The sequence below is a fragment of the Rummeliibacillus stabekisii genome (assembly GCF_007988965.1).
Taxonomy (GTDB): Bacteria; Bacillota; Bacilli; order Bacillales_A; family Planococcaceae; genus Rummeliibacillus; species Rummeliibacillus stabekisii.
Map to the genome: position 1 here is coordinate 39,305 of NZ_BJVD01000011.1, position 26,681 is coordinate 65,985.

The window sequence follows — 26,681 nt, forward strand, 5'->3', positions numbered from 1 at the left end:
GGTGATTCTACTACATCTAATAATAATTTTTGTACCACCATCAGCACTCACCACATTGTGAAGCGGTTGCTTGGTTGGAGTATAATAATAAAATAAAAAGCAGACGTTTTAGTTGTTTATTACGACACTTCTAATTTACCGTCTGCTTTTTATTTAGGGATAAAATGGAAAGCCCGGGTTAGATAGTAATCACCACTTTACCTTGAGCATGACCTTCCTGAAAGTATTCAAACGCCTCAGTTATTTCACCTAGCTTAAACCGCTTATCAATTATTGGTTTTACTTTACTAGTCTCAAGTAATTCTTTTAAATCATTTAAGTCTTTTTGATTTGCTTTTTGTAATAGGCTACTTATTTTTTTACTTCCAGTCATTGAAATAAAAGGACCAAGAAATAATGTTTGATATAATTGAGATTCGGAACCTCCTACGTGCACAAAATTCCCATTTATTTTTAAGATACGTTTATAAGTTGAAAGGGAATTAGAGCCATTGACCCCAAGAACTAAATCATAGTATTCCTGATGATGAGTGAGACTCTCTTTTGTATAATCGATGATATGGTCTGCCCCTATCGAACGTAATATTTCTACATTTCTTGTACTACATACTCCCGTTACTTCAGCACCGAATGCTTTAGCAATTTGAACCGCAAAAGAACCAACGCCACCAGATGCTCCATAGATTAATACTTTATGTCCCGATTTAATATTCACAGTCTAAAATTTATTTACAGTTTTAAGTGTTTTTTTATTATAGTACCTTGCAATGTACAGTAGTGTGTAGTAAATTACATTACAAGAGTTATTATTTTTTGTTCAGTACTGTTTAATGTGTAGTAGTACTTACATATACCATAAAGGAGCTGCGGTTTATTGAATGTACAATTTAAGAAAGGCATCTTGGAACTATGCGTGCTTGTGTTGCTTGATAAGAAAGACCGGTATGGCTACGAGCTTGTTCAAGAAATTTCTGATCAGATTGAAATATCGGAAGGGTCCGTTTATCCGCTGTTACGAAGATTGACGAAGGAGGAATACTTTACGACATATTTACAAGAGTCATCAGAAGGGCCACCACGTAAGTATTATAAACTAACCGATAAAGGGCGGGAATATCTTTACGAATTGCTGACAGATTGGAAAGAGTTTTCTAATGGCGTAAATCAATTAATTGAGGAAGGGGTACGCAAATGAACAAAGAGCATTTTTTAAAGCAGTTAGAAAGTTCTCTAAAAAAGCTTTCTTTAGAAGAAAGACAGGATATACTGCAAGATTATGAGGAGTACTTCTCAATAGGAATCGAAAAGGGGAAATCGGAGCAAGAAATCGCAACATCCCTTGGCCAACCAAAAAAAATTGCGAAGGAGCTGCTGGCTTCCTATCATCTTGATATGGTCGAACAAAAGACTTCTGCAAGAAATATTACAAGCGCAGTTTGGGCTGTGATTGGATTGGGATTCTTCAATTTCCTTATTGTCTTCGCACCATTTTTAACTTTGGTATGCCTTGTAATTTCAGGGTGGTTAGTTTCTGTAGCATTCATTCTTTCACCACTCGGAATCATAATTAATCTATTTATTGGTCAATTTAGAATAGCTGATATGTTCTTATCGCTTTGTCTTTGTGGGATTGGAATATTCGTAGCGATGGGGATGTTTGTTGCGACAAAAGCTATAACTAATGGATTTATTCGTTACTTGAAATATAACATTACTTTTGTGAAAAGAGGAATAAAGTATGAATAAAAAGTTATCAATCCTTGCCCTGCTTCTATTATTAATTGGTGGTGTAGGCAGTTACTTTACATTGTCACAATTTTCTCAGGATGAAATTACGTCAGAGAAAAAGGTAAGTTCTGATATGGTAGAGGAAATCCAAATTTCCGCTGATAATGCAAGTGCAGAAGTTCTTCCAACTTCGAATACAGAGACTAAAGTACAGCTTGTAACAAAAGGTGTGGACGTTTCTAAGTTGGATTTTACTGCCAAAGTAGAAGGAAAGAAATTGATTATTAGGTTAAAAGATAAAAGGACCTTCTATATTGGATTTAACATACAATCATCTCATTTATACGTATATGTCCCACAAAAATTGTATCACTCCATTGTGATTGATAATGATAATGGAAAAGTAAAAATGTCGGAGCTGAATGTAAAGAATCTGAATGTGCAAACAGATAATGGCCGCATCGAATTAAATAAAATTGAATCAGAAAACGTTGACGTGAGAAGTGCAAATGGCAAGTTAAATCTTAATGAAGTGGAAGGAAATATTAAGGGCTCAGCAAATAATGGTAAAATAGTGCTCGTTACAAAGGATTTAGATCGGAATATACAATTAGAAAGCGACAATGGAAAAATTTCAATTAAAACGGAGAAGGAACCGACTAATACCACTTTTAAAGTATCCTCCGACAATGGGAGTATCAATATCCTCGATAAATATAAGGGGAATACAGTCATTGGAAAGGGCGAAAATCATGTTGATTTAAAATCAAATAACGGGAAAATCGAAGTGGTAAAATAGAATTTTTAATTACGATAAAAAAGAACTGTTATATGTACTACCAAGGATGAAAAATGAAAACAGAATGAGTAACGCAGAAATTTATATTATTTACACTTTACTTAGGGAGGACTTATGAGATCTCACTATTATTTAGGATGGTTTAACGACTTTTTTCCAGAGAATCTGGTCAGGGTGTTGTGTGAGGATATTACTGATAGAAAATCGGTTGTTATGATTAGCTCAAATCCAGACTTTTTTGAAGAAAATGGCACTGCTGAACGCTCCTGGCTTGACCAGGCGGGCATTATGTTCAATGAATATCATTTAATTAATTATCATGTACAGAAGGAAGATGCCCAAACCTTAATTCAAAATGCTTCAGTCATTTTCTTGTTGGGTGGAGATACTCTTAAACAAAATGCTTTTTTGAAGGAATATGAATTGTTGGATGAGGTTAAAAAAAGCAGTGCCGTTGTGATGGGGGCAAGTGCTGGTGCAATCAACATGTCCGCTAAATGGTTATGCTCGAAAAACTTTGGCTATGAAGTAGAAACAAGTTTTGTTTATGATGGAATCGGTCTTGACAATTTCTCTGTTCTATCCCATTTTGATCTTGAAAATAACATTACATTGGTAAAAGACGAACTGTCTCCCTTATCGGAGAAAATAAATATTTATGCGTCAAACAAAGATTGTGCTGTACGTGTAAAAGGAGATAAAATAGACATTTTAGGCAACGTATTTTTAATTTCCCACTCTAAGATTCAGAAATTGGATGAGACGCTCTAATGGATATTGCTTGGAAATTGGAGAATTTATTAAAGAACTAATTAGTAGATCATTTACAACTAACAAAGTGATTTAGTTGAATAAGCAATAGTAGAAGACGAATAAGAAAATAGACTCTATCTCACTACAAAAGGAACCGAGCCAAGATTTATTAAACCTACCAGCATCAATGTTTTGTCATATGTACTTCGCACATGCTAAGTGTTAGCGCAACTTATTTTTAAAAAAGGCAACTAACCCTTATGGTTGTTGCCCTTTTTAAGGTATTTTATAAGTGCAGTTTCACAATAAAGAAATTAACCCTGTCGAAACAATAAAACGACAGCTTATTGGCAGAGTGTGCATCCTGACCCTTTTGAGGGCTTATCTCATTAATTGAGATTTTTTTAGGGTAACAATTAAAATAATGAAATAAAAATACCATCATGAACTAATTAGAAAAAGAGTAATTTCCATAAAAGAGGGCGTTCATAATAGAAAAGAAAATAGCTAAGACTTTAAAACGAATAGAAGAGGATATTAAAAATGATGACTTGGGGAAAGCAAGGGATAGATTACATGGATTAATTTCAACCTTTCCGAATGAATTAGATCTACGTAAAAAGTTAGGAGACATTTATTTTAAATTAAAGTATCCTGCAATGGCTGGCCGATACTGGTATTTAGAGAAGAATAAGACTCCAGGAATGATAAAAGCGTGTATTGTATTCGAAAACTCCATGGGGAATGACGTTAATAAAATAGCCAGAGCCTTGAAGTATAAAGGTGACATTGAAATTTTAAAAGGACTGGAATTAGACCCAGAACTATTATCAATACAACATAAAGTAAAAGAAAAAATAATAGAAGAATCAGATGAATCAAAAGAAGATAACCATAAACCGGTGATTTTCGGTTGCCTATCCATAATGATTTTAATAATTACTTTTACATTAGTTGGAGTCTATACAGTTTTTAATTGGATATTTTAATATGTTTTTTTGTATTTTTTTATGTTACCCATCTATCTTATATTTGTTAAACGCTTTAGTGGGCTGTTTACGCTTTTCAAAGATTTCGGTGTCATGGTAAGGAGCTTCTAAGTTCTCCCAATTGAATTGATCATCAACGCATGCTACATATAAATCATAGCCTTCACCATCATTTGGGAAAAACACATCTTTTTTCTCTCCGTATTGAAGCGCTTGAGTAATTTGATCTTGTAGTCTTTGAAGAGCAGCTCGATTACCAACGATATATGCGTTATCATGCCACATTTGTTGACCATAAATGTGTAAAGTTTCTTCTTCTTCAAAATATTTTATTGATGCTTCGATTTGCGCAATCATTTTGATAGGTTCATCGTCCGTAATAAACATGTCTTGGTAAAACGAAGAAAAGCCCTTTGACTGTAGTTTATCTATAAACCGATTCAATTGTGATTAAATAGAAATATGGAATATTAATATAAAAGAAAAGTAAGATAAAGAATCTCGACTTCTTTGGGAGATTTAAACATTAGAATGTGAATATTTTTACTTAATTTTCCATATGCGTAGGGAATATAAAAAGAGCATAGCTATTTCAGCTGTGCTCTTTTTTAGCTTAGATATATATTAATCTCTCAATATATTATTTTTCGCCACTCATCGCAACTAGGATTTTAGATTGAGTTTTGTCGTTCGTTAACGTTACGAATCCGTTATCAACAATTTCATCTAGTTCAATTTGACTTGTGATGATACCTTGTGGATTTAGTTGGCCAGTGCTCATTGCATCAATTGTTCTTTGGAAAATTGATGGTGTGTAGACAATGGAAGATAAGATATTTACACCTGTGTTTGTAAGTTGAATTGGATTCCATTCGATAGGTCTTGCAAAAATTGAGACTATCATCATGTTACCACGTGGTTTAGTTACATCAATAGCTTGTTTAAAAGTAGGAGCAACGCCCGCCACTTCAAAGGATACATCCACCCCGTTAGCAGCAATTGTACGAACCGCTTCTACAGGGTCTTCTTTGCCTGAGTTAATAACATGTGTTGCACCTAATTCTTTTGCTTTTTCTAATCGACTATCAGATAAATCCAATACGATAATTTTGCTTGCGCCTGAAGCTTTAGCAGCAATTACTGTAAACAACCCAATTGGTCCAGCACCGAACACTGCAACTGAATCTCCTAAAGTAACGCCTGCATCTTTCACAGCTTGTACGGCAACAGCCATTGGTTCTACTAACGCGCCATCTTGTAATGTTAGGTTTTCTGGTAAACGATGTAACGATGTGACAGGAACATTGGCATATTCCGCAAATCCACCGTCTCCATGCAAACCAATGAAGTTAAACCCATCATAACGATCGACATCTTCATGTTTTTTTCTATATGTTAATGTAGGGTTAATTACTACACGGTCTCCAGATTTAAAGTTAGTCACTTTAGAGCCGACTTCTTCAATAATACCAGCAAATTCATGACCCATTGTGATTGGGGCCATTTCACCTGTTAAATCAGCTTTCGCATCAACAGGAATGAAGACAGGTCCTTCTTGATACTCATGTAAGTCACTTCCACAAATGCCTGCCCATGCTACTTTTACTTTCACTTCATCTTCTCTTAAAGCTCTTAATTCAACCTCTTCAACTCTAATATCTTTTACACCGTGCCAAACTGCCGCTTTCATATATATTACCCCCATAAATTAATTAAAATGGTGCCATAATATAACATCTTTAATAGCCATTCGGGCCTTTTCGAAATCCGACAATTCTATACACTTAATAAAGGTATAAATGGATTCATGATAGGATTCAAGTAGATTCATTTTCCATTTTGTTTGAGCTGCTACATTTGTAACAAATATAGTTTCTTTAAAGAACCGCAGCATCGCAATATTTCCTGAAACCTCAAAAAACACTTCTAACAAGTGAGCAAATGAAACAACATATTCATAAATATTCTCAGCTGACTTTTTTTGCTTCATCGATTCAAAACGAAGCATTAATTCATTTTGCAAATCGGAATTCCATTTCGGTTTACAACTGGTAAGAGCAAAATTCAAAAGGGAATAAAGGGCTTCCAAATAATCCTTCAATTCCTGATCTGAAATAGTCTTTACTCTTACTCCTTTATGTTGTACTTTTTCAACCACACCATCTTTTTGCAAAAGATAAAGAGCCTCTCGGACAGGCGCATGACTTACTTGCAGCTCTTTTGCTATTTCTGCTTCTATCAATCGCTGACCTTGGTCATAATAGCCTGAAAATATGCGGAATAATAATTGTTCAGCTATTTGTTCTGAAATTGTTTTTTTTGAAATTGGATTTTCATTGAACCCCATCAAACCACTCCAATAAATTTAATCCTTATATTTTAACATAGTTTAATGTATAGAGTAGCTAACTAAGAGTGTTATTGATTATGGATTATAAATTATAGATTATCGATAATCTATGTGTAATACTTTAATATAAAATTTCATTCGATACAATAAAAATGTTTTAAGACTATTTTTTTGGTTAATTTCATTAATTAATGAGGGACTGTAAATAATCGTATGAATTCACTATAAATTCTCATTTATAGTATTTTAAATCTATCGTCATGTGTTTATAAGCTATAGAAGTTCACCTTAATAGCATTTGGTTATAGAATTGATATATCTAATGAAAAGAATATAAGCTGTTTGAGGTTGTGTTAAGGAGAGCAATAAAATTCAGTGAGGGGTGTTGGAATGAGTAAAAGAAATATTGAAATACCTGTACACTGTAAGGGGATTGCAGTGGTTTTATTGAAGAAGTTTGGTGAGGAATATAAAGTGCTTTTGCTAAAACGAGCGACTTCTATTTTGAAAGATGCATGGTGTTATATTGGCGGGAGTATTGAAGAAGGCGAGAGTGCTTGGCAATCTGCTTTTAGGGAAATTGAAGAGGAGACTGGGATCACAGAGGTTTTATTATATACTTCAAATAAATTGGATCAATTTTACTCACCTTATGAAAACTATATTTATATGGCACCGGTGTTTGTAGGGTATGTGAATGACGACCAGAAAGTAAACTTAAACTATGAACATAGTGAGTATAAATGGCTAAGTTTTAATGAAGCACTTGAACAGGTCACCTTACCAGGAAACGATGAAGTACTTACTTTTATTGAAAAGCATTTTGTGAAAAATACTCCCTCTAAGTTATTGCGTGTAAGAAATTATAAGTAGACTCAGAGCGAGATAAGAGAAATTAATTAGTTACTCAGCTCGCGTTATGGCTGAACAAACGGGTCTATTGTTGGATAGAAATTTTGAGTGATTTCGCCAATTCATTTGAAGGATGATAAAATCATTCAATATATTTTAGAAAATTCATAACTTTATTGAAGAGATACTCAGGAAATGGTAGAATTCAAAGACTTCTAGTTTAACGCATAACAAACGAACAAAAGGGGTGTTATTCATGATTAACAATGTAGGTCAAATCATGTTGTATGTAGACGACCAAGACAAGGCAAAGGAGTTTTGGACAGAAAAAGTAGGGTTTAGTGTGATTTCGGAGGAAGATAATGGACAAGGTATGAAATGGATTGAGATTGCTCCAAACAAGGAAGCTGAAACAAGTATTATCCTCCATAACAAGGAGCTTATTGCGAAAATGTCGCCTGAGTTAAACCTTGGAACACCTTCTTTGATGTTCTTTTCAAACAACTTCGAAGGACTATATAGCGATTTATCAAACAAACATGTGACAGTCGGAGAAATCGTAAATATGCCATCAGGTAGAGTATTTAATTTCGCAGATAGTGAAAATAATTACTTTGCTGTAATGGAAAAAAGATAAAAATAAAAGAGCTAGTACGAAGAGTATGTTGGATAACTCTTTGGTACTAGCTCTTTGTTTAACCTTCTATAGAGTGTTAGTCAATATAAGGACCATATATAGAAATTTCAATTAAACTGTTCGCCATTTCTTCTGGGCTTGTTTCATAATTTTCTTTGATCCAAAAGACGATGCTTTCAACATAAGCTCCGGTTACATAAGAGATAATTAAGTCTATCTTTACACGCAGCTTTTTATCCTGTAGCGCGTAATAAATACCCTCTGTTATATATTGCTTCATAATTTCTTTTACGCCATTGATAAAAATCGCATCGGGTTGATAAACAAAGAATGTCTCATATGCAATATGCTTCGCTTGAATATGTTGAAACAACAGCATTAGGTTTTCGGGAATTTCTTTCTTAGGAATCTCAGATAAACGCCTCGGATTTTTAATTGTTAATGCTTTTTTTAATTCAGCCAAAACACTTTCATGGATATCAAAGCGAAGTTCTTGGATGTCTTTGTATAATTTATAAAAGGTAGGCCTAGTTACTTCAGCTGTATCACACAGTTGCTGAATCGTAAACTGGCCTTGTCCTTTTAATTGCAATGTTAAATACGCTTCATGCAATTTTTCTTTTGATTTCAATTGTCTTGGATCTATACGTTTCATTTATTTATCACCCAATACAATTGTATCACGATTTAATTTGGACTAACCACCTATACATTAAAGAGCAGTCCAACCACCATCAATCACAAGCTCTGCACCTGTCATAAAGCGTGATTCGTCACTCGCTAAGAATACTACCCCATGTGCCACATCTTCTGGATTACCAAAGTAAGGTAATTGTGTATGCATTTTATAATATGGCATTGCATCTTCCATTGATGGAGCAGTCATTGGTGTAACAATAATTCCTGGATGTACAGAGTTTACACGGATTTTGTCTTTACCGTATTCAACAGCAGCGGATTTTGATAAAGAGCGTAATGCACCTTTTGCTGCTGTGTATGGGCTTGAGCCTGCCATCCCTACAATGCCTCCGATAGAAGAGATGTTAATGACAGAACCGCCACCAACTTTTTGCATTTCAGGAATAGCATATTTCATGCCCAATACACAACCGTTTAAGTTAATGTCCATTACCCAGTTCCACTCGTCCATTTCCATAGTTGCGAAGTTTTTGCTCATCGCAACGCCTGCATTATTAACAAGTACGTCTACTTTACCGTATAGCTCAACTGTTTTAGCTACAACGGCTTTCCATTCTTCTTCAGATGCTACATTTTGTTTAATACCATTGATTTCTCCACCAGCTGCTTTCACATCAGCCACTACTTCATTTAATTTTTCTTCATTTAAGTCAGTCGCTACTACTTTTGCGCCTTCCTTCGCAAATAAACGAGCTTCTGCTGCACCCATACCATTTGCTGCCCCTGTAATAATCGCTACTTTTCCTTGTAATCTCATTGTCCATACCCTCTTTATTGATAATTTTTTGGATTGTAATAAAGCTAAAGCTTAATACTTTCCTTTCAAAACTAATTTACATATTGTAAATTAGTTTTGATTTATGAGATACATTTTAGTGTATCAAGTACAAAAAGTAAATGGTAAATATAAACAACTGTTTATTATATAAAATAGTTGTCGATTGAAACATTATTACAAGAATGCATAATAGTTAGCGTTTGCTAAATAGAATGCTTTCTTTGTTTTGTTTACAACATGTAAATGAGTTTTATTTATGATTAGATGAACGAAGGAGAAAAGCTATTTTCTAAGACTCGGTTAGTTTGTTCTTTTTTAGAAGGAGTAAAGGTATTTTTGAAGAATTATTATAGTAGGTTGGTTTATGAAATTTATCTATGGAAATGAAGGGGGGAATGGACGTTTATGATACTATGGTTTCGCCACTTGCCAAGATTAAATATAGATTTAGCAGAGTGGAATCCTTTTATAAAAAATAATTGGTTTCGAGAACACTTTATGAAGTTTGTTTATTTACTCCAAATCATTATTCTGCTGATGCCTAACTTTTTTTATATAGGTTTCGGTTCTCTTAATATATTCACTCTTTTCTTATTAGGTATATTAATCTTGATCCCTCATGAATTGCTCCACATCATCGTCATAAACAAAAAAGGTAATATAAGCTTAACATTTCGGGGTGTATTTTTCTGGCTACATACAGATGCCATTTTATCTAAAACTAGATTTTGGATTTTTATGAGTTTCCCCTTGATTGTATTATCAGTAGTGCCTGCTTTATTCTCATTCCTTGCATCCGGGAATATCAAATCAACTTTATTAATTATCAGCTGGATCAATTTATTGATTTCTGCCGCTGATATTATTAATTCCTTTTTAATTGCCATTAAGCCAAAGAACTCTATATTTTATAGAGGCTATTACCGCGTGGAAAAGAATTAAATACATAACTCTAGCAGGAGGGTGAAGATGCTAAGAAGAAGCCCTTCAGAATGGTACGATTAACGAGGAATTATATAACTTGGCGTGGGAAGAAAGAAAAAAGCTAGCAAGTATAATAAAGGATAAAGAATTTGGATTAATAGAATGACAGAGACTCATAAAGAGTATCTATTAAAGAATGCTAAATTGGATTGTTGAAAGTAGTTTGAAACTCTAAAAAGGCAGGGTTGGAGGTTACTCTTACTCTGCCTTTACAAGTATATATATGTTTTTACTGTACCAAGCTATCAATCTCTGGTTGCAGCTTATTTCGTAAAACATATAGCATAATAGCGCCAACAAGGAATGCGACGGCTTCTGCAATAACTAATGACCAGATTACCCCATGGAAGCCGTTTGTTTTATTTGCGATAAATAATACTGGAATCAGTGTAATTCCTTGAATTATAGACATGATGAAAGCAGCTGTACCTTGAGCTGTTGCTTGGAAAATCCCCGTAAACAAGGTCGTAATGCCTGTAATGAACAAGGATAAAAATGTCACATGCAAAATATAGCTGCCCATATCAATTAATTGCGGGTCATTTGTAAATAGGCCAACTAAGTGATCGGAAATCAAATAGACAACAATGCCGAACAGGACTGCTAACGCAACAATTGTTTTAATAGTAAAACCAATCGTTTGCTTCATGCGTAATTTATTCGCTGTAAAAGAGAAAGCAATCAACGGTACAACACCCTCGCATAACCCCATCAGAATAAACTCTGGAAATTGTAATAAGCGCGATGATATACCATAAGCCGCTACTGCCTGGTCGCCATATTCAACAAGAAAATGGTTCAGGATGAGTGACATGGCACCTAAAAAGATACTCATTATAAAGACGGGGACCCCAATTTTTAATACATTACTCAGAATCTCTTTGTTCGCTTTAAACCATTTTACGGAGATAGTTAAAAATTGGCTTTTATTACTCAGATGCAAAGCGTAAAATGCACTCGCAACTATATTTGAAATGACAGTAGCAGAAGCGACGCCGATTACACCCCAGTGCAACACGAAGATGACGAACACATCGAGAATGATATTTAAAACAACACTGAGAATCATACCGATCATCGAGGTGATAGCTGCACCCTCTGAGCGCACGATATTTTCTAACGTGAAGAATAAAATGACAAAGGGTGAACCAAGAATCATGATCGTGACATAGTCCTTAGTGAATTTGAATGATTCAGATGTTGCCCCAAGGCCGTGCACAATAGAATTAATGAACGGGAGACCCGCCATGATTACAACAAGTCCGAGGACTAAACTGCTGTAAAAAGCGAAAGATGATACATGCTTTACAGAGTCATATTTTTTCTCTCCAAGTAAGCGGGAGATGAATGTGCCGCTACCCATGCCAATTAAGTTGCCTAGCGCCATAATGAATGCAAATAATGGCAAAGTTAATGCGAGTGCCGTCAACATGGCCGTATCGTGAAGTGTACCTAGAAAGTAGGCATTTAAGATGGAATAGATCACACTCATCGAAGTGCCAAGCATCATCGGCACCGCAAAATGAGCTACAGCTTTTGCGACTGGTGCTTCTTCGAAATAATAGATATTATCTTTATCCATAGTGGATCACTGCTTTCTATAAGTATTTTGATATCTTAATCTAACGGTGTAAGGTTGAGCCTTACAGTGTTAGATGTTATCATGGGTTTAATAATCTGTAAAGAAAAAACTTACACTGTTAGATAAAAGGGTGGATGATGATGAAAAAACAGCAGCCTCAAATTTCAGAAGATAAAATTTTAGAAACTTCATGGGAGCTTCTTGGGGAAAATGGCATTGAAAAATTCAGCATGAGACGATTGGCCGATCGCTTAGGAATACAGGCCCCTTCTCTATACTGGTACTTCAAGAGCAAACAGAATCTCTACCAGCGTTTAGCGAATCAGATATCCAAAATCATTTTAGAAGAGTTCCATTCAGAAGGGGATTGGAAGGAGCAGCTAACAGAGCTTGCGGTAACTGTGCGAAGTGTGCTGAGCCGATATCCTTGTTCTACGCAGCTCATGATGATGACACTGCCTCACGAGCCAGACATCATTCGATTTACGAACCGTATGCTACTTTGCGTGGAATCTACTCCGCTTAAGCAAGAGCAAAAAATGCAGGTAGTCACTACGCTTGTGAACTTTGTTTTTTACTTCGTGCTAGATGATTATCAACATGAGCGCAATATTTCCGTTATGCTGAAGGAACAGAGTGAGCTTCCGGGAGAGCAGATGATTAATCTTCTTAATTCAATGAGCGACAGCGATGCAGGACTGTTTCGAAGAATGTTCACGAATGGCTTGTTTGAGCTGATGGGGACAGATGAGGCATTTGATTTTGGCTTAAAGCTCATTCTATATGGTGTAGAACGGGTGATAGAGGAGCAAGTGAAGTAGTCAAACTACTTTTTTCAAGCGACTAACCAAAATATTTAATAATGTAGTCCCTTCACAGTATGAAGTACTGCATTTGTAAAATTAGATTTAAAAGAGACCAACAAAAAAGCTCAATGCTAATCGAAATCGGCATTCAGCTTTTCTTTTCCTGTAAAATTTGTTAGGCTTCAGCTTTCACTTCAATGATTTCTTCTTGTACTTTCCTATGTTTTAAAGAAGTTCCGAGTATGATTAACATGCTCACAACTCCAATCCAAACAAGAATAGAAAGATCAAAATTCCAAGTGAGACCCTCTCCAAAGAATAGCAATTTTCGAACCCCTTCTACCATAAACCGCATTGGTAGCCACGGATAAATCCAATCTTGGTAAAATGCCGGCATCATTTCAGGTGCCATTGCTAGTAAAGGTGCACCGAAAAATAGTAATAAGGCAAAGACGGCGATCCCCTTAAAGCCAACTAAGGATAGTACAGCAGATATCATTAAGAAGAAACTAAAGGCAGTTATGGTTAAAAATAAAGCTGTATCTATAAAGTTCGGAATATGGATCCCTACCATTCCATCTACTAACCATGTAAGGCCGAATCCAATTATACATGCGGCAATCGCACCGATTAAAATTTGTGAAACCCTAGATATTAGATATTCTTTCCGCTTAACAAATCTCATTTTGCTGGTGGACAAGAAGATGATTGCGGCTGTTGCTATGCTTGCAATCCATAATGGTTGGAAAAGCGAAACAGGTGCGTTGCCGTTCGCGCTGTTTTCTTTCACTTCATTCACGTTTATTACCTTTTTGCTAATAGGTGTTAATATATTCGAAACCTGCTCAGCTGTTAACGTTTTATTATTTGATTCATACCCTTTAAGTAATTGACTGCGAACGTTATTGTTAATGTTGTCGACCACACCGTTCAGTATTTGACCTGCCGCAGTGGATGCTGCCATATTCATTCCCTGGTTGATATATATTTGCAGCTCAGGTGAGGTTGGTTTTGGCGTTTGCAATGATGCTTGTTTTGTACTGAAATCTTGCGGAATAACTAATGCAGCATAATACTTTTGATGATCCAATCCTTTTTGAACTGCCTTTTTATTTTTCACAACTACCCATTTAATTGGTGTGTCTTCTTTTTTACTTTTAGATTGTTGAACCTTATCAATGATCGTTTTTCCCATATTTATTTTTGGTTTATTAGGAAATTCCAATCCTTGGTCTTCGTTTACGATTGCAATCGGTAAATTTTGGGGTTGGGGTTGGACTGTAGGAAATAGAGTTAATGAAAAAATAAATACGACTGCCAGCGAAATAATCGGTGACAAAAGCAATAGTTTGTTTTTAAGCATATTATTGTAAACCTCCTTGTATTAAGTTAAAATAACCAACAACGTGTTGTTTATCGTTTATATAATATGTCGAGATGAAACTTTAAACAATAATCAATAATCAGCAATGTGTTGGTTAGAGGACATTTAGGATAGATGTGTTGGATAAAATGAAGGGGGTATGATTTTGCAAAATAATATGGATTTGCGTGTGATTCGTACAAAAGAGGCCATTCGAAATGCGTTAGTAGAGTTAATGGAGGAAAAAGGCTTTGAAGCAATAACTGTTAAAGATATTACGACTAAAGCAAAAATTAATAGAGGCACTTTTTATGCTCATTATCAGGACAAGTTTGATTTAATGGAAAGATGCCAGAAAGAGATCATGCAGGAAATATCTAGTATTGCGAAACAAAACTTTCCAGACGTTATTAACGAACTTGGAAATAACACTAGTCCCCAAACAAGATTAAACATTTTTGTCTATGTTTTTGAATATCTCAACGAAAATAGTGGCTTTATGAAGGCAGCACTAAGTTCGAAAGGCGATCTATCTTTTCAAACAAAGATCAAAGAATTTATGTGGAAAACAATTTTTGAGGACAAACAAAATGCATTCATTAAAGAGGAAAATTTAATGGTTCCAGCACAATATTTTGCTTCGTACATTGCATCTGCTCATATCGGAGTGATTCAAGAATGGTTAGAAAGTGGTAGAAAGGAATCACCGCAGGAAATGGCTCGTATACTTTCCACCATTACAGTTAACGGGCCTTTCTTTGTCGCAGGCTTGAAAAAATAATGGCTGCCAAATTCCTCAATCGATCTGATCATTGTATGCTGCACAAGGAATACGGCAACTGGAAGGAAGATGGAGATGAAGAATAAATTCTCAATAGGTGAAATGGCAAAACTTCATAATACGACCATCAAAACCTTAAGATACTATGATGAAATTGGGCTATTGAAACCGATACAAACTGATTCACAAAACGGGTACAGATACTATTCAACGGAACAATTTGAGCAACTCAACACCATTCAGTATTTAAAGCAGTTAGGGTTTTCCTTAAAGGAAATCAGTAGACATTTGGAGCATCGAGACATTGATGGATTTCTAGAATTGCTGCAGAAACAGAAACAACTAACGGAAATGAAAATAAAAGAGTTAGAACGGATAAACCGTAGATTTGAAACACGAATAAAAGAGATCTATTCTGCAAGAGAATTAAGGGAATTGGAAGTTGTCTCGATAAAGCATATAAAAGAGAGAAGAGTCGTAAGGTTAATGGAGAAGATTCAGTCGGAACCAGAGTTAGAAGTATCCTTACGCCAATTAGAGAACATAGCCAATATGAATTCTTCTATATTTATCGGTGGCGTAGGGCTCACAGTGAGCCTCGATCATATTAAAAATAACAAATTCGATGTATATAACTCCATATTTATTCTCCGGGAAGAAGATAAGCAAAATTCATTAGAGACCACTCTCCCTGAAGGGCAGTATGCATGCATCTATTACAGGGGGAATCACAGCGATTCTCCCCATTACTACAACAACCTGTTGAATTACATACAAGACCAGCGTTTTCATATTATAGGGGATGCCATAGAAAGAACTATCATTGACCATTTTATTTCGGGAAGTAAAGAGGACTACCTGACAGAAATTCAAATTCCAATAAAGTATTGACCCTTCCCTTACAGGAGGGTTTATATTTTTAGTAAGAACATAGAGATAAGGAGAAGGAATATGTACGGTACAATCTTTAATACACTCATGATTATCATCGGAAGTATTGTGGGAAGTGTCTTTAAGAAGGGAATCAAGGATGAATATCATACGATTCTGATGCAGGCAATGGGGTTAGTTGCCATGGGGTTAGGCATCAATGCCATCGTGCAACATTTGCCTTCCAGCCAATACCCCGTGCTTTTTATTGTTAGTTTAGCGATTGGGGGATTGCTCGGCCAAAGACTTGATTTGGAAGGGAAATTCAATGCTTTAGTAAATAAATATTCTAAGGGTAATTTAGCTGAAGGGTTATCAACTGCCATCTTATTATTTTGTATTGGTACATTGTCTATTATCGGCCCTATAGAGGCTGCATTAAAGGGCAATTATACATACCTGCTTGCGAATGGAATGCTGGATGGAATCACGTCGATTGTTTTAGCCTCTACATTTGGAATAGGGATCGCTTTTGCAGGGATAGTTTTATTTCTATGGCAAGGATCTATTTATTTAATCGCGTTGTTAATGGAGAGCACCATTAATAATAGTCTTCTAAATGAAGTAACAATTGTAGGTGGTTTCTTGATATTGGCTTCTGGTTTAAGCATTTTGGGCATTAAGAAATTTAATACGTTAAATCTGTTGCCATCACTACTGATTCCACCATTTCTATTTTTAATTATCCATTTTTTCCATTTATAATAAGATTAATCAACGTAGTAAACTTTCGAATTTAAAACGTCTAGACAATTCAACCTTCCACCATATGCACAGCCACCATCAATGCCAATAATGCGATTATCTCCAAAATAAACATCGTTGCTTTCGTGCAAATAATTGGTTGGTGTATGTCCAAATACAACAGTTTTATCGCCATTATATCCTTTGTGGAATTCTTCGCGAATCCACACTAATGTATAAGGCTCTGTTGACTCTATTGGTGTTTCAGGGTGAACGCCTGCATGAACAAAAATATGGGTGTCTGTTTCATAGTAGTATTGAAATTCTTTTAATATTTCAATGTGTTTGCGGATGTCATCGTTTAATTTAATAGGCTCAGGCATTTCAGTAGTTGTATACCAATACTCTGCATCGTCTTTTTCAATGGTATATCCATAGTTTTGAAGGGTTTTTATGCCACCGTTATAAAGCCATCTTTTCAAATGCATCGGATTACCATCAAAAGCATCCATCATCATCATTTCATGATTGCCAATTAAAGCAATAGCTCCCTCACTTTTTAACTGAATCACTTTATCCAAAACGGCTCTCGAATGAGGGCCTCGATCTACATAATCACCTAATAACAGCAATTGATCTAGGTTTTTGTCATATTGTACAAGCTCTAAGAGTCGCTCGAATTTTTCTAAATCCCCATGTATATCGCTTATAGCTAGGATTCTTTTCAAAACACACATCTCCTTTTAACTGTTAAAATGGTTTGTTTTAATAGTAACAAATCTATTTTTACTTTTATACTAGTTTTGTAAAAATTCAATCAATAAGGTTCTAAAATGAAATAGCTTTATAATCCTGCTAATTTTTAACGAATAAAGTAGACGCCCAATATGATGGACGTCTACTTTATTCACTATTCTACTGGATTATTTAAATGAGCTGCAACGATTACTGCATTGAAAGGTATATGGCGCCATGTTGTTGGCTAGGGTTTTTGTGTGATAGCCATTGTTATTCAGATAGGTTAATAGTTTTGGCAAATGGCGGATGGTCTCTGGTTTATCATGCATCAGAACAATTGGGGCCTGGCCCAATTTGTCCCATGATTGGATATCGCGGATTGTTTTTTGGACGTAGCGCTGGTCTTTCAATGACCAATCTTCCGAATCCACAGTCCAGTCCCAAATTTTAAAGTGTTGTTCCCCTAATAAAAGTCGCATATCGATTGTTAGATACGGGATGCTTCCATATGGCAAACGGATGAGTTGAGAATGTACTGGCGCAACATTTTGTAGGATTTCTTGAGCTTTCAACATTTCGTTTAGCGGTGCACTGGCTGCTGCGCTGTATAGTTTATTGGCATCGTGTGACATACTGTGCAACCCGACCCCAAACCCTTCATTCACCATTCTTTTAATTACTTTAGGATGGGCCTTAATATTAGAGCCAATCATGAAGAAAGTTGCTTTAGCATGATAGCGGTCAAGTATATCAAGTAAATGGCCGGATTCAAGAGTAGGGCCGTCATCAAAAGTCAGATAAACGGTTTTCCTCCTGTGTTCTTTTTTTAGATGATTGATTGCTTTTTTATGTACAACTTCCTCATGTGCGGTTTCCTTTTTCCTTTCTTTTTGCGTTATTTTCCGGTTTTTATCCGAATTCTTCTTTCCGGCTTGTCCGGTTACATTTGAAGAGGCAGTCGGCGATTTCTGGCTTTTCTTTTCTTGTGGTGTTGCGGCCTGCTTTTTTTTAACCGCAGGATTATCATTATCTGCTGAGGATCCAATAGGGCCAATCAAATAAACGCCCAGCAGGATTGCTGCGAGTATAACTCCTAAGCCTATGCTGACTTTCCCTTTCGCTCTCTTTTTTCCTTGTCGTTTCATCTTTCGAGCAACCTCTCTTTCTTAGTGTGTTTTGTATGCTGGATTGAACCTGATTTTTGCGCTATTATGCATTTACCTTTATTAATATGACTTACCAGCACTATGAAAAGTTTTGAGGAAAACAAAATGTTTGTATTTGGTGGTTTCTTTTAAAAAAGAGTTTAAGAAAAAATGGATTAAAGATAAAATAGAAAAGCTAGGTTATACTCTAGAAATAGAATGTGTTAAATTCATAAACAATGTAAATAGGATATACAGGATATAGATGAAAGGATTTGTATGAATATGAAAGAAAACTTTTGGCGTGACTTGCCACGACCATTCTTTGTGCTGGCTCCCATGGAGGATGTGACTGATGTTGTATTTCGCCATGTGGTGAGCAAAGCAGGACGTCCGGATGTATTTTTCACCGAGTTTACAAACACGGATAGTTATTGCCACCCAGAAGGAAAGAACAGTGTGCGTGGACGTTTGACTTTTACGGAAGACGAACAGCCAATGGTGGCACATATCTGGGGAGACAAGCCCGAGTATTTCCGTGAAATGAGTATCGGAATGGCGGAGATGGGGTACAAAGGCATCGATATTAATATGGGCTGCCCTGTTCCAAACGTAGCGTCTAGAGGAAAGGGTAGCGGTCTTATTCTTCGACCAGATGCAGCTGCAGAAATCATCCAAGCAGCAAAAGCAGGAGGACTGCCTGTTAGTGTTAAAACAAGGCTAGGCTACTCAGATCTAAATGAGTGGGAGGACTGGCTAACGCATATATTGAAGCAGGATATTGCCAACCTTTCGATTCATTTGCGAACAAGAAAAGAAATGAGTAAAGTAGATGCCCATTGGGAGATGATTCCGGCAATCAAGGAATTACGTGACCGTATTGCACCTGACACAATGCTTACCATCAATGGAGACATTCCTGACCGACAAAAAGGTCTTGAGCTTGCTGAACAATATGGAATAGACGGCATCATGATTGGTCGCGGTATCTTTAAAAATCCGTTTGCGTTTGAAAAAAAACCAAGAGAGCATAGCAGCCAGGAGCTTCTAGATCTTTTAAGATATCAGCTAGATTTGCACGATCAATATCAAGAACTAGTGCCACGTTCCATTTCGGGACTTCATCGTTTCTTCAAGATCTATGTCAAAGGATTTCCTGGTGCTGGCGAATTGCGAAATCAATTGATGCACACGAAATCTACGGATGAAGTGCGTGCGCTGATTGATGGTTTTGAAGTAAAGAATGTTGATTAGAAAGCAATAGCCAAACCTAAAAAAGGAAAAAGATTATCTCAGCCCGTGATTGAGATAATCTTTTTTAGTTATTAACGTTGCCTAGAGAATCTATACTATATTAGGAATAAGGGGTGTTACATATGGATGAAAATGTATGGAAAGAATTTAAAGAAGCCATTGAAGAGGGACAAGAATTATCATTTGATTATAAGAATGAAGAATGGTGGATTAGTAGGGTACCTGAAGAAAAGAGTTTTCTTCTTACACGTTCGAAAGATTCTTTTACCCAAGCATTTCATTCAGCAGAAGAGTTATTCCTACATGGTTTAATTGATGGAAAGCCATTTATTGAAAGAGTAAAAGACTTATAAGAACTATGATAAAACGAATGTTTTTGAAAACTTCCTTACTAGACTAGGTGCCCAACAGCAATCAATCCTAAGGAAAGGGATGTTACTAAATTTCACCATATCTGTCCTTGACAATCCATTCAATAATGTTAAGATAATATCGAATGTTACTAAAACTTCATATGATTTACCACTAGGGGTGCCATTAGAATGGCTGAGATCAAAGTGTGACTTTGAGACTCTTGGAACCTGATTTGGTTTATACCAACGTAGGGAAGTGGCACGGCAGAAATTTTATTTTTTGATACATATAATTTCTAATACCCACTTTCTTTGCGTAAAGGAAAGTGGGATTTTTTATTCCATTTTCCTAACACTATTTTGGAGGGATTATGATGAAATTTTCAGAGCAGTTACGACTAGAGGCCGATTCTATTTGGGAAGCAAGTTTTCAGCATCCATTTGTGACAGGGATAGCTGATGGCAGCTTGCCATTAGAACGCTTCCGCTATTACGTGTTGCAGGATTCTTATTATCTTTCTCATTTTGCCAGGGTGCAGGCATTGGCGGGAGCAAAGGCACCTGATTTGCACACAACGGCTCGCATGGCTATTCATGTACAGGGTACAGCTGAAGCAGAATTGAGTCTGCATGCTAATTTTTCAAAGCAATTAGGCATTACTGATGCTGAAATTGCTGAGTTTAAGCCTGCTCCCACTGCCTATGCGTACACATCTCATCTATATCGAGCGGCATTTACTGGTCATATTGGTGATATTATTGCAGCGCTTCTTCCATGCTATTGGCTTTATGATGAAATCGGTCAGCGTTTAAAGGGAAATACGCCAAATCAACCAATCTATCAAGAGTGGATTGCTGCATACGGTGGCGATTGGTTCCATGAAAAAGTGGTGGAGCAAATCGAGCGAATCGATGAGATTGCTGAGAGGGTTACAGAATCAGATCGCTTGCAAATGCTCGAGCATTTTATGATCAGCAGCCAATATGAATATTCATTTTGGGAGATGGCTTATCAGCATGAAGATTGGCCAATCGTGAATAAGGATTCGATGGTGAGAGGCTAATGAATCGAGAGCTGCATATTGTTTCGACAGGCAGACAGCCTATTCCTGAAATGATTCGGATCGCCAAAGATATTCATCCATTCATTGATGCTTTCCATATCCGTGAAAAGCAGAGAACTGCCAGAGAACTAATGGAAATCGTAAATCAACTGAAGGCAGAAGGTGTGCCTTTGGATAAAATCATCATCAACGATCGACTGGACGTCGGAGCGGTCACAAAGGTGAAGGGCGTTCAACTAGCTAATCATAGTTTGGATATCGCGGTTGTGAAGGATGTTTTTCCAGCTCTACGGCTAGGATGTTCCGTTCACACAGTAGAAGAAGCGATATATGCGAGTGAATGTGGCGCAGATTATGTGATATATGGCCATATCTTCCCTTCACATTCCAAGCCGGACAAAGAACCACGAGGCCTAGAAAAATTAAAGGAATTAACTATGAACGTAAAAGTTCCAGTGATTGCGATTGGCGGAATTCAATTTGAGAATGTAGAACGAGTGTTGGAAGCAGGAGCACAAGGGATTGCGGTCTTGTCAGGAGTATTGCTGGCAAACGATCCTGTACAGGCAGCGAAAAAGTATTCTGCAAAATTGAGGTTAACGGAAAGTCCTTTATCAAAATAAATTGATTAGCACACGTAAAAGGAAGTGAGCGGATGAGACTCCAAATAAATGGTGAATCTCTAGAAATTCCCGAGCAAATAAGAGTTGTGTCAGATGTGATTCATCACTTTGGATTAGAATCTAAGGTTTTCATTATGGAATTAAATCATAACATTTTAGACAAAAGTCGCTATTTCGACACAGCGGTATCAGATGGCGACAAAATAGAGATTGTACACTTTGTTGGAGGTGGATGAAATGTTGAAAATTGGGCCATATGAATTTCAATCAAGACTTTTATTAGGAACAGGAAAGTACCCAAACTTTGATATTCAGAAAGAAGCCGTGGAAGTATCAGGAACGGACATCCTTACGTTTGCCGTTAGAAGAATGAATATTTTTGAGGCGAGCCAGCCGAATTTCCTGGAGAAAATAGATTTAGCGAAGTATAAACTATTACCCAATACAGCAGGGGCCACTACGGCTGCAGAAGCGGTTCGCATCGCCAAGCTGGCAAAGGCATCTGGCTTATGTGACATGATTAAAGTCGAAGTCATCGGTTGCCAAAAAACCCTGTTGCCTGACCCGTTCGAAACATATAAGGCATCTGAAGAATTATTGAAAGAAGGATTTATTGTCCTTCCTTATATCTCAGATGATGTATTGCTAGCTAAAAGATTGCAAGAATTAGGCGTCCATGCAATCATGCCTGGCGCTTCTCCAATAGGCTCTGGTCAAGGCATTATCAACCCGCTTAATTTAAGTTTTATTATTGAGCAGGCAACTGTACCCGTTATTGTAGATGCAGGTATTGGTGCGCCATCTGATGCGGCTATTGCTATGGAAGCAGGAGCGGATGGAGTCCTCTTGAATACTGCTGTTTCAGGTGCTGGTAATCCCGTGAAAATGGCGAAAGCAATGAAGCTTGCCATTGAAGCAGGACGCTTAGGCTATGAAGCAGGTAGAATAGCGAAAAAAAACTATGCAACGGCTAGCAGTCCAACCGAAGGAATGAGCATCGGGTGAGTGAGCGTTATTCAAGGCAAGAATTATTTGTGCCTATCGGTAAAGAAGGCCAAGAGAAAATTAGGCAAAAGCATGTACTTGTAATTGGTGCAGGGGCACTCGGAACGGGAAGTGCAGAAAGTCTCGTACGTATGGGGGTTGGTAAGCTGACTATAGTTGATCGAGATTACGTAGAGTGGAGTAATCTTCAAAGGCAACAATTATACGATGAGGAAGATGCCAAGCAACGCGTACCTAAAGCTATTGCAGCGCATAAACGATTATCACAGTTAAATAGTGAAGTAGAAATCCATGGTCTTGTTCAAGATGTTTCAGCGACTGAAGCAGAGCAACTTATAAGGGATGTGGATCTCATAATGGATGCCACAGATAATTTTGACACACGCATGATTCTAAATGATGTAGCACAAAAATATAACATTCCATGGATTTATGGTGCTTGTGTCGGAAGCTATGGATTAAGCTATTCCATTATCCCGGGGAAAACGCCTTGTTTAAATTGTTTGCTGGAGACAGTGCCAATTGGTGGATTAACGTGTGATACGGCAGGCATAATCAGTCCCGCTGTCCAAATGGTAGTGGCTTATCAAATCACTGAAGCGCTAAAGATTTTGGTTGAGGATGATTGTTCTTTAAGGAATCAGCTTATATCCTTTGATTTATGGAAGAATCAACATACTTCTATCATGGTCGATCAGTTAAAGAAACAGAGTTGTCCATCCTGTGGCGATCATCCAACTTATCCTTACCTAGAACATCAAAGTCAATCAAAAGTAGCAGTGTTGTGTGGACGCGATACGGTTCAAATTCGACCGTCTCATAGAATCACAGTAGACTTAGAAAACGTAGCAAACCTACTATCTAAGCAAGCGGACTCAGTCGTACGAAATCCATATCTTGTTTCGTTTAAAATGGGCGATTTTCGTCTCGTCCTATTTAAAGACGGACGGGCATTGATACATGGCACGAAGAATATTGAGGAAGCTAAATCATTTTATTATCGTTATTTAGGATAGCTAAGGAGTATGCTTGTGGGGTATAGATGTCTAATCAACAGTTATACTAATCAAAACTGTAACAGGGAAATTCTTTAGAAAAGGGCGATAGAATGGTGGCAATATGTGAGCTATGTGGGCGAGATGGAGTGGAAGTGACCATCCATCATTTACTTCCGAAAGAGATGGGCGGTACTTTTGGTGATACTGCCAAACTCTGCATACCATGTCACAAACAAATACATGCCCTTTATACAAATAGCGAAATTGCAGCTCGATTATCCACATTATCAGAATTACGTGCAGATCCAGCGATAAGACGTTTCATCAAATGGATTCGAAAGCAGCCCTCTAGCAAGATGGTGAGGAATAAAAAGGTGAACCGGAGAAAATAGAGGAGCATGCTGTTTTGAGTAGAACAGCATGCTTTTGTTATGACTTGATGTGGTATCAAAGCTCCACATCTTCTGGATCAAACCATTCACCAGTAAGCAAATCAAGTGCATTTCCTGCATCATGGATTTCAAAATATGAAGGAATGCCAATTTCTTTACCGTTCGCTTGGTTGAAGCATTGATAAACCCAACGACCGATTTCTGCAATACAGGCTTCTTCCACACCCTCTTTTTCATAGAACTCTTCTAATGTATCTGACCACTCTTCCTCCAACCATTCATCTACTAAAAATTCATCAAGTAAATCGACTGAACCCGCGAAACCTTCATCTACCTCTTCTTCAAAAACCTCATCAAACATATCTTCTCGAGTAGATAAACTGAAGTAGAGAGTAGGTTCACCTATACTACTTTCTATAAATATTGCGTTTACCTCTTCCGCAAAATTCATCTCTATTAAACTGCCTATTTTCTCCACCAATTCATTTGTCTTTTTAGACAAATTGGAACGAATCATCTCTAAATAGTTTTCTACACTGTATTCCATATAATCACCCCTTAAACAAGTATATAATTAGCATAACATTCCAATTATGGATGTAAAATGTATGGTGCTAGAGCTATTTGTTAAACAAGTTATACTATTATGATTTAGTCCATTAATATACCTCTTATAGCAGTGTTAATAGTGTTTTTACGGTGATTTAAATTATCTTTTCTTTTTCCTTTGTCTGTTTCAAGCAAAGCAGACGAAAACACCGCAAGTAAAAAAGTCTTCTTATAATAATTGCTCAATGTGTCTCAGATCGTTATTTTCTAATAAAAACAGCGACAAACACTAGATTAATAGTGCTTGCCGCTGTTTGAAATATTTCCAAGATTTCATTTTAAAAACGTTTAGTAGATTTGCTTTGTATAAACTACTTACCCTTTTCCCACAGGCTCTCGCTTCACAAAAAGTGATAAAATAAGCCCGATGATTGTAAGGGCAAGGATAAAGATGTACGCATGTTTTGTTCCTTCTGCCATTAATTCACCTGGTGTAGCGTTCGGGAATTTCTCCATATGCAATGTTTGGCCATTTACCAATAATGTAATTGCCAACGCTGTACCGATACCACCAGCAATTTGTTGTAATGTGCTCATGACTGCGGCACCATCACCATATAATTTGCGAGGTAATTGATTTAATCCATTTGTTTGCGCAGGCATGATAATCATGGAAATACCGATGAAAAAGATAGAATGTGCCAAAATTACTTGCCAAATTGGTGTATCTGCAGAGATTGTAAAAACAAAAAGTAAGCTTGAAATAAACGCTAAAAGATACCCAAGTGGCAAAAATTTCTTTGCACCATACTTATCAAATAGCTTTCCTACAAAAGGAGAACAAAAAGCGTTCAGTGCACTACCAGGTAAAAGAATCATCCCAGCTACTGTCGCACTAAATAATAAAGATCCTTTTAGATACATTGGTAATAAAATGGCTGATGATAATATGAGAAGCATACCACTGAATAATAACAACGCTCCTAATGTAAACATCGGGAATTTAAACACTCTCAAATTAATCATTGGCTGCTTCATTTTCATTTGACGGATACTAAATAATATAATGGACACGGCACCTACAATAAATGGTGCATATACCGAAACGGAGTTAAATGATTTTTCCGCAATATTACTTAAACTATACATCAAACCGCCAAATCCAAGTGTGGATAACAGGATAGAAAGCAAATCAATAGAAGGTTTTGTAATCTTGGATACATTATCAATCTGTTTAAGCCCGATAATAATTAAAGCTACATAAAAGATAAGACTTATCCAGAAGATATAAGCCCAATCCAACGAATCAACAATAAGACCAGCTAAAACAGGGCCAACAGCAGGTGCTGTTGTAATGACAAGTCCCATTAATCCCATCACAGCTCCACGTTTATAGATAGGGAAAATAAGTAAAATAACATTCATCATTAATGGTAAAATAATGCCTGTTCCAAGAGCTTGCACGATACGACCAATTAGTAAAACTGTAAAACTAGGTGCTACTGCAGCTAAAATGGTTCCTACAATAGAGAAGGTTAATGAACCGACTACTAATTGTTTTGTTGTAAACCATTGAATGAGTAGGGATGAAACAGGTACGAGAATACCAATTGTTAATAGATAGCCCGTCGTAAGCCACTGGGCAGTCGCTGGTGACACACTAAAATCTGACATAATATTAGTTAATGCCATATTCAAGGCGGTCTCACTAAAGAGTCCGATAAATGCGGCAAACATTAGTACAGAAGCCATAGCTTTAGGGCTACGTACTGGCACAACTTGAGATGAAGACATAAAATACTCCTTTCTTTCATAAAAAAATAATTAGACCGGTCTATATAATTT

General features: G+C 36.7%; 32 protein-coding genes and 1 riboswitch. Of the genes, 20 read left to right on the forward strand and 12 right to left on the reverse strand.

What is annotated here, in order from left to right; genetic code table 11:
• Positions 1-178 precede the first annotated feature (178 nt).
• Positions 179-715, reverse strand: a complete 537-nt coding sequence (locus tag RST01_RS14000; RefSeq protein WP_307723587.1) for an NAD(P)-dependent alcohol dehydrogenase — start codon at positions 713-715, stop codon at positions 179-181.
• Between the two features lie 159 nt (positions 716-874).
• On the opposite strand from RST01_RS14000, the gene RST01_RS14005 reads away from it, so the two are divergent.
• From RST01_RS14005 to RST01_RS14025, 5 genes are all read left to right on the forward strand, one after another.
• Positions 875-1,195, forward strand: coding sequence for a PadR family transcriptional regulator (locus RST01_RS14005; protein WP_066790021.1), 321 nt, complete (start codon positions 875-877; stop codon positions 1,193-1,195).
• Entirely contained in the window at positions 1,192-1,746 is a 555-nt protein-coding gene (locus tag RST01_RS14010) for a DUF1700 domain-containing protein (RefSeq protein ID WP_147197712.1), read from the forward strand. Before RST01_RS14005 ends, RST01_RS14010 begins: the two co-directional genes overlap by 4 nt.
• Entirely contained in the window at positions 1,739-2,527 is a 789-nt protein-coding gene (locus RST01_RS14015) for a DUF4097 family beta strand repeat-containing protein (RefSeq protein ID WP_147197714.1), read from the forward strand. Before RST01_RS14010 ends, RST01_RS14015 begins: the two co-directional genes overlap by 8 nt.
• Before the next feature lie 114 nt (positions 2,528-2,641).
• Positions 2,642-3,298 carry a Type 1 glutamine amidotransferase-like domain-containing protein gene (locus tag RST01_RS14020; protein ID WP_147197716.1) on the forward strand — a complete coding sequence of 219 codons (657 nt, stop codon included), beginning with the start codon at positions 2,642-2,644 and terminating at the stop codon, positions 3,296-3,298.
• Between the two features lie 470 nt (positions 3,299-3,768).
• On the forward strand, positions 3,769-4,269 hold the full coding sequence (locus RST01_RS14025) for a DUF6584 family protein (RefSeq protein WP_147197718.1): 501 nt from the start codon (positions 3,769-3,771) through the stop codon (positions 4,267-4,269).
• Positions 4,270-4,293: 24 nt separating this feature from the next.
• Here RST01_RS14025 and RST01_RS14030 read toward each other — a convergent pair whose 3' ends face one another.
• From RST01_RS14030 to RST01_RS14040, 3 genes are all read right to left on the reverse strand, one after another.
• Positions 4,294-4,656 (reverse strand): hypothetical protein, encoded by a 363-nt coding sequence (locus tag RST01_RS14030; RefSeq protein ID WP_147197720.1) that lies wholly within the window; start codon positions 4,654-4,656, stop codon positions 4,294-4,296.
• 253 nt (positions 4,657-4,909) lie between these two features.
• Positions 4,910-5,959, reverse strand: coding sequence for a 2,3-butanediol dehydrogenase (locus tag RST01_RS14035; protein WP_147197722.1), 1,050 nt, complete (start codon positions 5,957-5,959; stop codon positions 4,910-4,912).
• 18 nt (positions 5,960-5,977) lie between these two features.
• On the reverse strand, positions 5,978-6,616 hold the full coding sequence (locus tag RST01_RS14040; RefSeq protein WP_147197724.1) for a GntR family transcriptional regulator: 639 nt from the start codon (positions 6,614-6,616) through the stop codon (positions 5,978-5,980).
• Positions 6,617-7,009: 393 nt separating this feature from the next.
• On the opposite strand from RST01_RS14040, the gene RST01_RS14045 reads away from it, so the two are divergent.
• Both RST01_RS14045 and RST01_RS14050 read left to right on the forward strand, forming a co-directional pair.
• Positions 7,010-7,492, forward strand: a complete 483-nt coding sequence (locus tag RST01_RS14045) for an NUDIX domain-containing protein (protein WP_147197726.1) — start codon at positions 7,010-7,012, stop codon at positions 7,490-7,492.
• A 235-nt stretch (positions 7,493-7,727) separates the two neighbouring features.
• Positions 7,728-8,108 (forward strand): VOC family protein, encoded by a 381-nt coding sequence (locus tag RST01_RS14050; protein ID WP_147197728.1) that lies wholly within the window; start codon positions 7,728-7,730, stop codon positions 8,106-8,108.
• A 76-nt stretch (positions 8,109-8,184) separates the two neighbouring features.
• Here RST01_RS14050 and RST01_RS14055 read toward each other — a convergent pair whose 3' ends face one another.
• Positions 8,185-8,763 (reverse strand): TetR/AcrR family transcriptional regulator, encoded by a 579-nt coding sequence (locus tag RST01_RS14055; RefSeq protein WP_147197729.1) that lies wholly within the window; start codon positions 8,761-8,763, stop codon positions 8,185-8,187.
• 57 nt (positions 8,764-8,820) lie between these two features.
• Positions 8,821-9,564: an SDR family NAD(P)-dependent oxidoreductase gene (locus RST01_RS14060; protein WP_147197731.1), complete on the reverse strand. Its 744-nt coding sequence runs from the start codon at positions 9,562-9,564 to the stop codon at positions 8,821-8,823.
• Positions 9,565-9,990: 426 nt separating this feature from the next.
• Between RST01_RS14060 and RST01_RS14065 the strand changes: the two genes are divergently transcribed.
• Positions 9,991-10,527 (forward strand): DUF3267 domain-containing protein, encoded by a 537-nt coding sequence (locus RST01_RS14065; protein WP_147197733.1) that lies wholly within the window; start codon positions 9,991-9,993, stop codon positions 10,525-10,527.
• Positions 10,528-10,798: 271 nt separating this feature from the next.
• On the opposite strand, the gene RST01_RS14070 is transcribed toward RST01_RS14065, so the two are convergent.
• Positions 10,799-12,151, reverse strand: coding sequence for an MATE family efflux transporter (locus tag RST01_RS14070; protein ID WP_147197735.1), 1,353 nt, complete (start codon positions 12,149-12,151; stop codon positions 10,799-10,801).
• Between the two features lie 140 nt (positions 12,152-12,291).
• Between RST01_RS14070 and RST01_RS14075 the strand changes: the two genes are divergently transcribed.
• The gene (locus RST01_RS14075) at positions 12,292-12,972 is read left to right on the forward strand and encodes a TetR/AcrR family transcriptional regulator (RefSeq protein ID WP_147197737.1); all 681 of its coding nucleotides are present in this window, start codon (positions 12,292-12,294) and stop codon (positions 12,970-12,972) included.
• A gap of 160 nt (positions 12,973-13,132) precedes the next feature.
• On the opposite strand, the gene RST01_RS14080 is transcribed toward RST01_RS14075, so the two are convergent.
• Positions 13,133-14,320 carry an ABC transporter permease gene (locus RST01_RS14080; RefSeq protein ID WP_147197739.1) on the reverse strand — a complete coding sequence of 396 codons (1,188 nt, stop codon included), beginning with the start codon at positions 14,318-14,320 and terminating at the stop codon, positions 13,133-13,135.
• 163 nt (positions 14,321-14,483) lie between these two features.
• On the opposite strand from RST01_RS14080, the gene RST01_RS14085 reads away from it, so the two are divergent.
• The 3 genes from RST01_RS14085 (at position 14,484) to RST01_RS14095 (ending at position 16,736) form a co-directional block, all read left to right on the forward strand.
• Positions 14,484-15,101: a TetR/AcrR family transcriptional regulator gene (locus tag RST01_RS14085; protein ID WP_280524636.1), complete on the forward strand. Its 618-nt coding sequence runs from the start codon at positions 14,484-14,486 to the stop codon at positions 15,099-15,101.
• Between the two features lie 75 nt (positions 15,102-15,176).
• On the forward strand, positions 15,177-15,992 hold the full coding sequence (locus tag RST01_RS14090) for a MerR family transcriptional regulator (protein WP_147197743.1): 816 nt from the start codon (positions 15,177-15,179) through the stop codon (positions 15,990-15,992).
• Positions 15,993-16,052: 60 nt separating this feature from the next.
• On the forward strand, positions 16,053-16,736 hold the full coding sequence (locus tag RST01_RS14095) for a DUF554 domain-containing protein (protein WP_147197750.1): 684 nt from the start codon (positions 16,053-16,055) through the stop codon (positions 16,734-16,736).
• A gap of 5 nt (positions 16,737-16,741) precedes the next feature.
• Here RST01_RS14095 and RST01_RS14100 read toward each other — a convergent pair whose 3' ends face one another.
• Together RST01_RS14100 and RST01_RS14105 are read right to left on the reverse strand one after the other, a co-directional pair.
• The gene (locus RST01_RS14100) at positions 16,742-17,443 is read right to left on the reverse strand and encodes a metallophosphoesterase family protein (protein WP_147197752.1); all 702 of its coding nucleotides are present in this window, start codon (positions 17,441-17,443) and stop codon (positions 16,742-16,744) included.
• A gap of 195 nt (positions 17,444-17,638) precedes the next feature.
• On the reverse strand, positions 17,639-18,598 hold the full coding sequence (locus RST01_RS14105) for a polysaccharide deacetylase family protein (RefSeq protein WP_147197754.1): 960 nt from the start codon (positions 18,596-18,598) through the stop codon (positions 17,639-17,641).
• A gap of 285 nt (positions 18,599-18,883) precedes the next feature.
• Here RST01_RS14105 and RST01_RS14110 point away from each other — a divergent pair, with 285 nt between their 5' ends.
• From RST01_RS14110 to hlpB, 8 genes are all read left to right on the forward strand, one after another.
• Positions 18,884-19,852: a tRNA dihydrouridine synthase gene (locus RST01_RS14110; protein WP_147197756.1), complete on the forward strand. Its 969-nt coding sequence runs from the start codon at positions 18,884-18,886 to the stop codon at positions 19,850-19,852.
• Positions 19,853-19,974: 122 nt separating this feature from the next.
• Complete coding sequence (locus RST01_RS14115; RefSeq protein WP_147197758.1) at positions 19,975-20,205, forward strand: hypothetical protein; 231 nt, start codon at positions 19,975-19,977, stop codon at positions 20,203-20,205.
• A gap of 164 nt (positions 20,206-20,369) precedes the next feature.
• Positions 20,370-20,477, forward strand: a riboswitch (TPP riboswitch).
• A gap of 102 nt (positions 20,478-20,579) precedes the next feature.
• Positions 20,580-21,269: a thiaminase II gene (tenA, locus tag RST01_RS14120; RefSeq protein ID WP_147197759.1), complete on the forward strand. Its 690-nt coding sequence runs from the start codon at positions 20,580-20,582 to the stop codon at positions 21,267-21,269.
• Complete coding sequence (gene tenI, locus RST01_RS14125) at positions 21,269-21,892, forward strand: thiazole tautomerase TenI (protein ID WP_147197761.1); 624 nt, start codon at positions 21,269-21,271, stop codon at positions 21,890-21,892. The genes tenA and tenI overlap by 1 nt, the downstream gene beginning before the upstream one ends.
• 32 nt (positions 21,893-21,924) lie before the next feature.
• Entirely contained in the window at positions 21,925-22,128 is a 204-nt protein-coding gene (thiS, locus tag RST01_RS14130; RefSeq protein ID WP_147197763.1) for a sulfur carrier protein ThiS, read from the forward strand.
• A gap of 1 nt (position 22,129) precedes the next feature.
• Entirely contained in the window at positions 22,130-22,897 is a 768-nt protein-coding gene (locus tag RST01_RS14135) for a thiazole synthase (protein WP_147197765.1), read from the forward strand.
• Entirely contained in the window at positions 22,894-23,913 is a 1,020-nt protein-coding gene (locus RST01_RS14140; RefSeq protein ID WP_147197767.1) for a thiazole biosynthesis adenylyltransferase ThiF, read from the forward strand. The genes RST01_RS14135 and RST01_RS14140 overlap by 4 nt, the downstream gene beginning before the upstream one ends.
• 92 nt (positions 23,914-24,005) lie before the next feature.
• Positions 24,006-24,287, forward strand: coding sequence for an HNH nuclease-like protein HlpB (gene hlpB, locus RST01_RS14145; RefSeq protein WP_147197769.1), 282 nt, complete (start codon positions 24,006-24,008; stop codon positions 24,285-24,287).
• A 55-nt stretch (positions 24,288-24,342) separates the two neighbouring features.
• Here the strand turns inward: hlpB and RST01_RS14150 are convergent, their stop codons facing one another.
• Together RST01_RS14150 and RST01_RS14155 are read right to left on the reverse strand one after the other, a co-directional pair.
• Positions 24,343-24,834: a hypothetical protein gene (locus RST01_RS14150; RefSeq protein WP_147197772.1), complete on the reverse strand. Its 492-nt coding sequence runs from the start codon at positions 24,832-24,834 to the stop codon at positions 24,343-24,345.
• 377 nt (positions 24,835-25,211) lie between these two features.
• Positions 25,212-26,630 (reverse strand): MDR family MFS transporter, encoded by a 1,419-nt coding sequence (locus RST01_RS14155; RefSeq protein WP_147197774.1) that lies wholly within the window; start codon positions 26,628-26,630, stop codon positions 25,212-25,214.
• Positions 26,631-26,681: the final 51 nt, after the last annotated feature.

Coding starts and splice junctions, on each gene's coding strand:
- RST01_RS14050 (WP_147197728.1), top strand. CDS start 7,728: ATGATTAACAATGTAGGTCAAATCATGTTGTATGTAGACGACCAAGAC.
- RST01_RS14135 (WP_147197765.1), top strand. CDS start 22,130: ATGTTGAAAATTGGGCCATATGAATTTCAATCAAGACTTTTATTAGGA.
- RST01_RS14080 (WP_147197739.1), bottom strand. CDS start 14,320: ATGCTTAAAAACAAACTATTGCTTTTGTCACCGATTATTTCGCTGGCA.
- RST01_RS14055 (WP_147197729.1), bottom strand. CDS start 8,763: ATGAAACGTATAGATCCAAGACAATTGAAATCAAAAGAAAAATTGCAT.
- RST01_RS14075 (WP_147197737.1), top strand. CDS start 12,292: ATGAAAAAACAGCAGCCTCAAATTTCAGAAGATAAAATTTTAGAAACT.
- RST01_RS14010 (WP_147197712.1), top strand. CDS start 1,192: ATGAACAAAGAGCATTTTTTAAAGCAGTTAGAAAGTTCTCTAAAAAAG.
- RST01_RS14105 (WP_147197754.1), bottom strand. CDS start 18,598: ATGAAACGACAAGGAAAAAAGAGAGCGAAAGGGAAAGTCAGCATAGGC.
- RST01_RS14020 (WP_147197716.1), top strand. CDS start 2,642: ATGAGATCTCACTATTATTTAGGATGGTTTAACGACTTTTTTCCAGAG.
- RST01_RS14040 (WP_147197724.1), bottom strand. CDS start 6,616: ATGGGGTTCAATGAAAATCCAATTTCAAAAAAAACAATTTCAGAACAA.
- RST01_RS14015 (WP_147197714.1), top strand. CDS start 1,739: ATGAATAAAAAGTTATCAATCCTTGCCCTGCTTCTATTATTAATTGGT.
- RST01_RS14155 (WP_147197774.1), bottom strand. CDS start 26,630: ATGTCTTCATCTCAAGTTGTGCCAGTACGTAGCCCTAAAGCTATGGCT.
- RST01_RS14095 (WP_147197750.1), top strand. CDS start 16,053: ATGTACGGTACAATCTTTAATACACTCATGATTATCATCGGAAGTATT.
- RST01_RS14065 (WP_147197733.1), top strand. CDS start 9,991: ATGATACTATGGTTTCGCCACTTGCCAAGATTAAATATAGATTTAGCA.
- RST01_RS14035 (WP_147197722.1), bottom strand. CDS start 5,959: ATGAAAGCGGCAGTTTGGCACGGTGTAAAAGATATTAGAGTTGAAGAG.
- RST01_RS14070 (WP_147197735.1), bottom strand. CDS start 12,151: ATGGATAAAGATAATATCTATTATTTCGAAGAAGCACCAGTCGCAAAA.
- RST01_RS14110 (WP_147197756.1), top strand. CDS start 18,884: ATGAAAGAAAACTTTTGGCGTGACTTGCCACGACCATTCTTTGTGCTG.
- tenA (WP_147197759.1), top strand. CDS start 20,580: ATGAAATTTTCAGAGCAGTTACGACTAGAGGCCGATTCTATTTGGGAA.
- RST01_RS14150 (WP_147197772.1), bottom strand. CDS start 24,834: ATGGAATACAGTGTAGAAAACTATTTAGAGATGATTCGTTCCAATTTG.
- RST01_RS14115 (WP_147197758.1), top strand. CDS start 19,975: ATGGATGAAAATGTATGGAAAGAATTTAAAGAAGCCATTGAAGAGGGA.
- RST01_RS14030 (WP_147197720.1), bottom strand. CDS start 4,656: ATGTTTATTACGGACGATGAACCTATCAAAATGATTGCGCAAATCGAA.
- RST01_RS14060 (WP_147197731.1), bottom strand. CDS start 9,564: ATGAGATTACAAGGAAAAGTAGCGATTATTACAGGGGCAGCAAATGGT.
- hlpB (WP_147197769.1), top strand. CDS start 24,006: ATGGTGGCAATATGTGAGCTATGTGGGCGAGATGGAGTGGAAGTGACC.
- thiS (WP_147197763.1), top strand. CDS start 21,925: ATGAGACTCCAAATAAATGGTGAATCTCTAGAAATTCCCGAGCAAATA.
- tenI (WP_147197761.1), top strand. CDS start 21,269: ATGAATCGAGAGCTGCATATTGTTTCGACAGGCAGACAGCCTATTCCT.
- RST01_RS14045 (WP_147197726.1), top strand. CDS start 7,010: ATGAGTAAAAGAAATATTGAAATACCTGTACACTGTAAGGGGATTGCA.
- RST01_RS14090 (WP_147197743.1), top strand. CDS start 15,177: ATGAAGAATAAATTCTCAATAGGTGAAATGGCAAAACTTCATAATACG.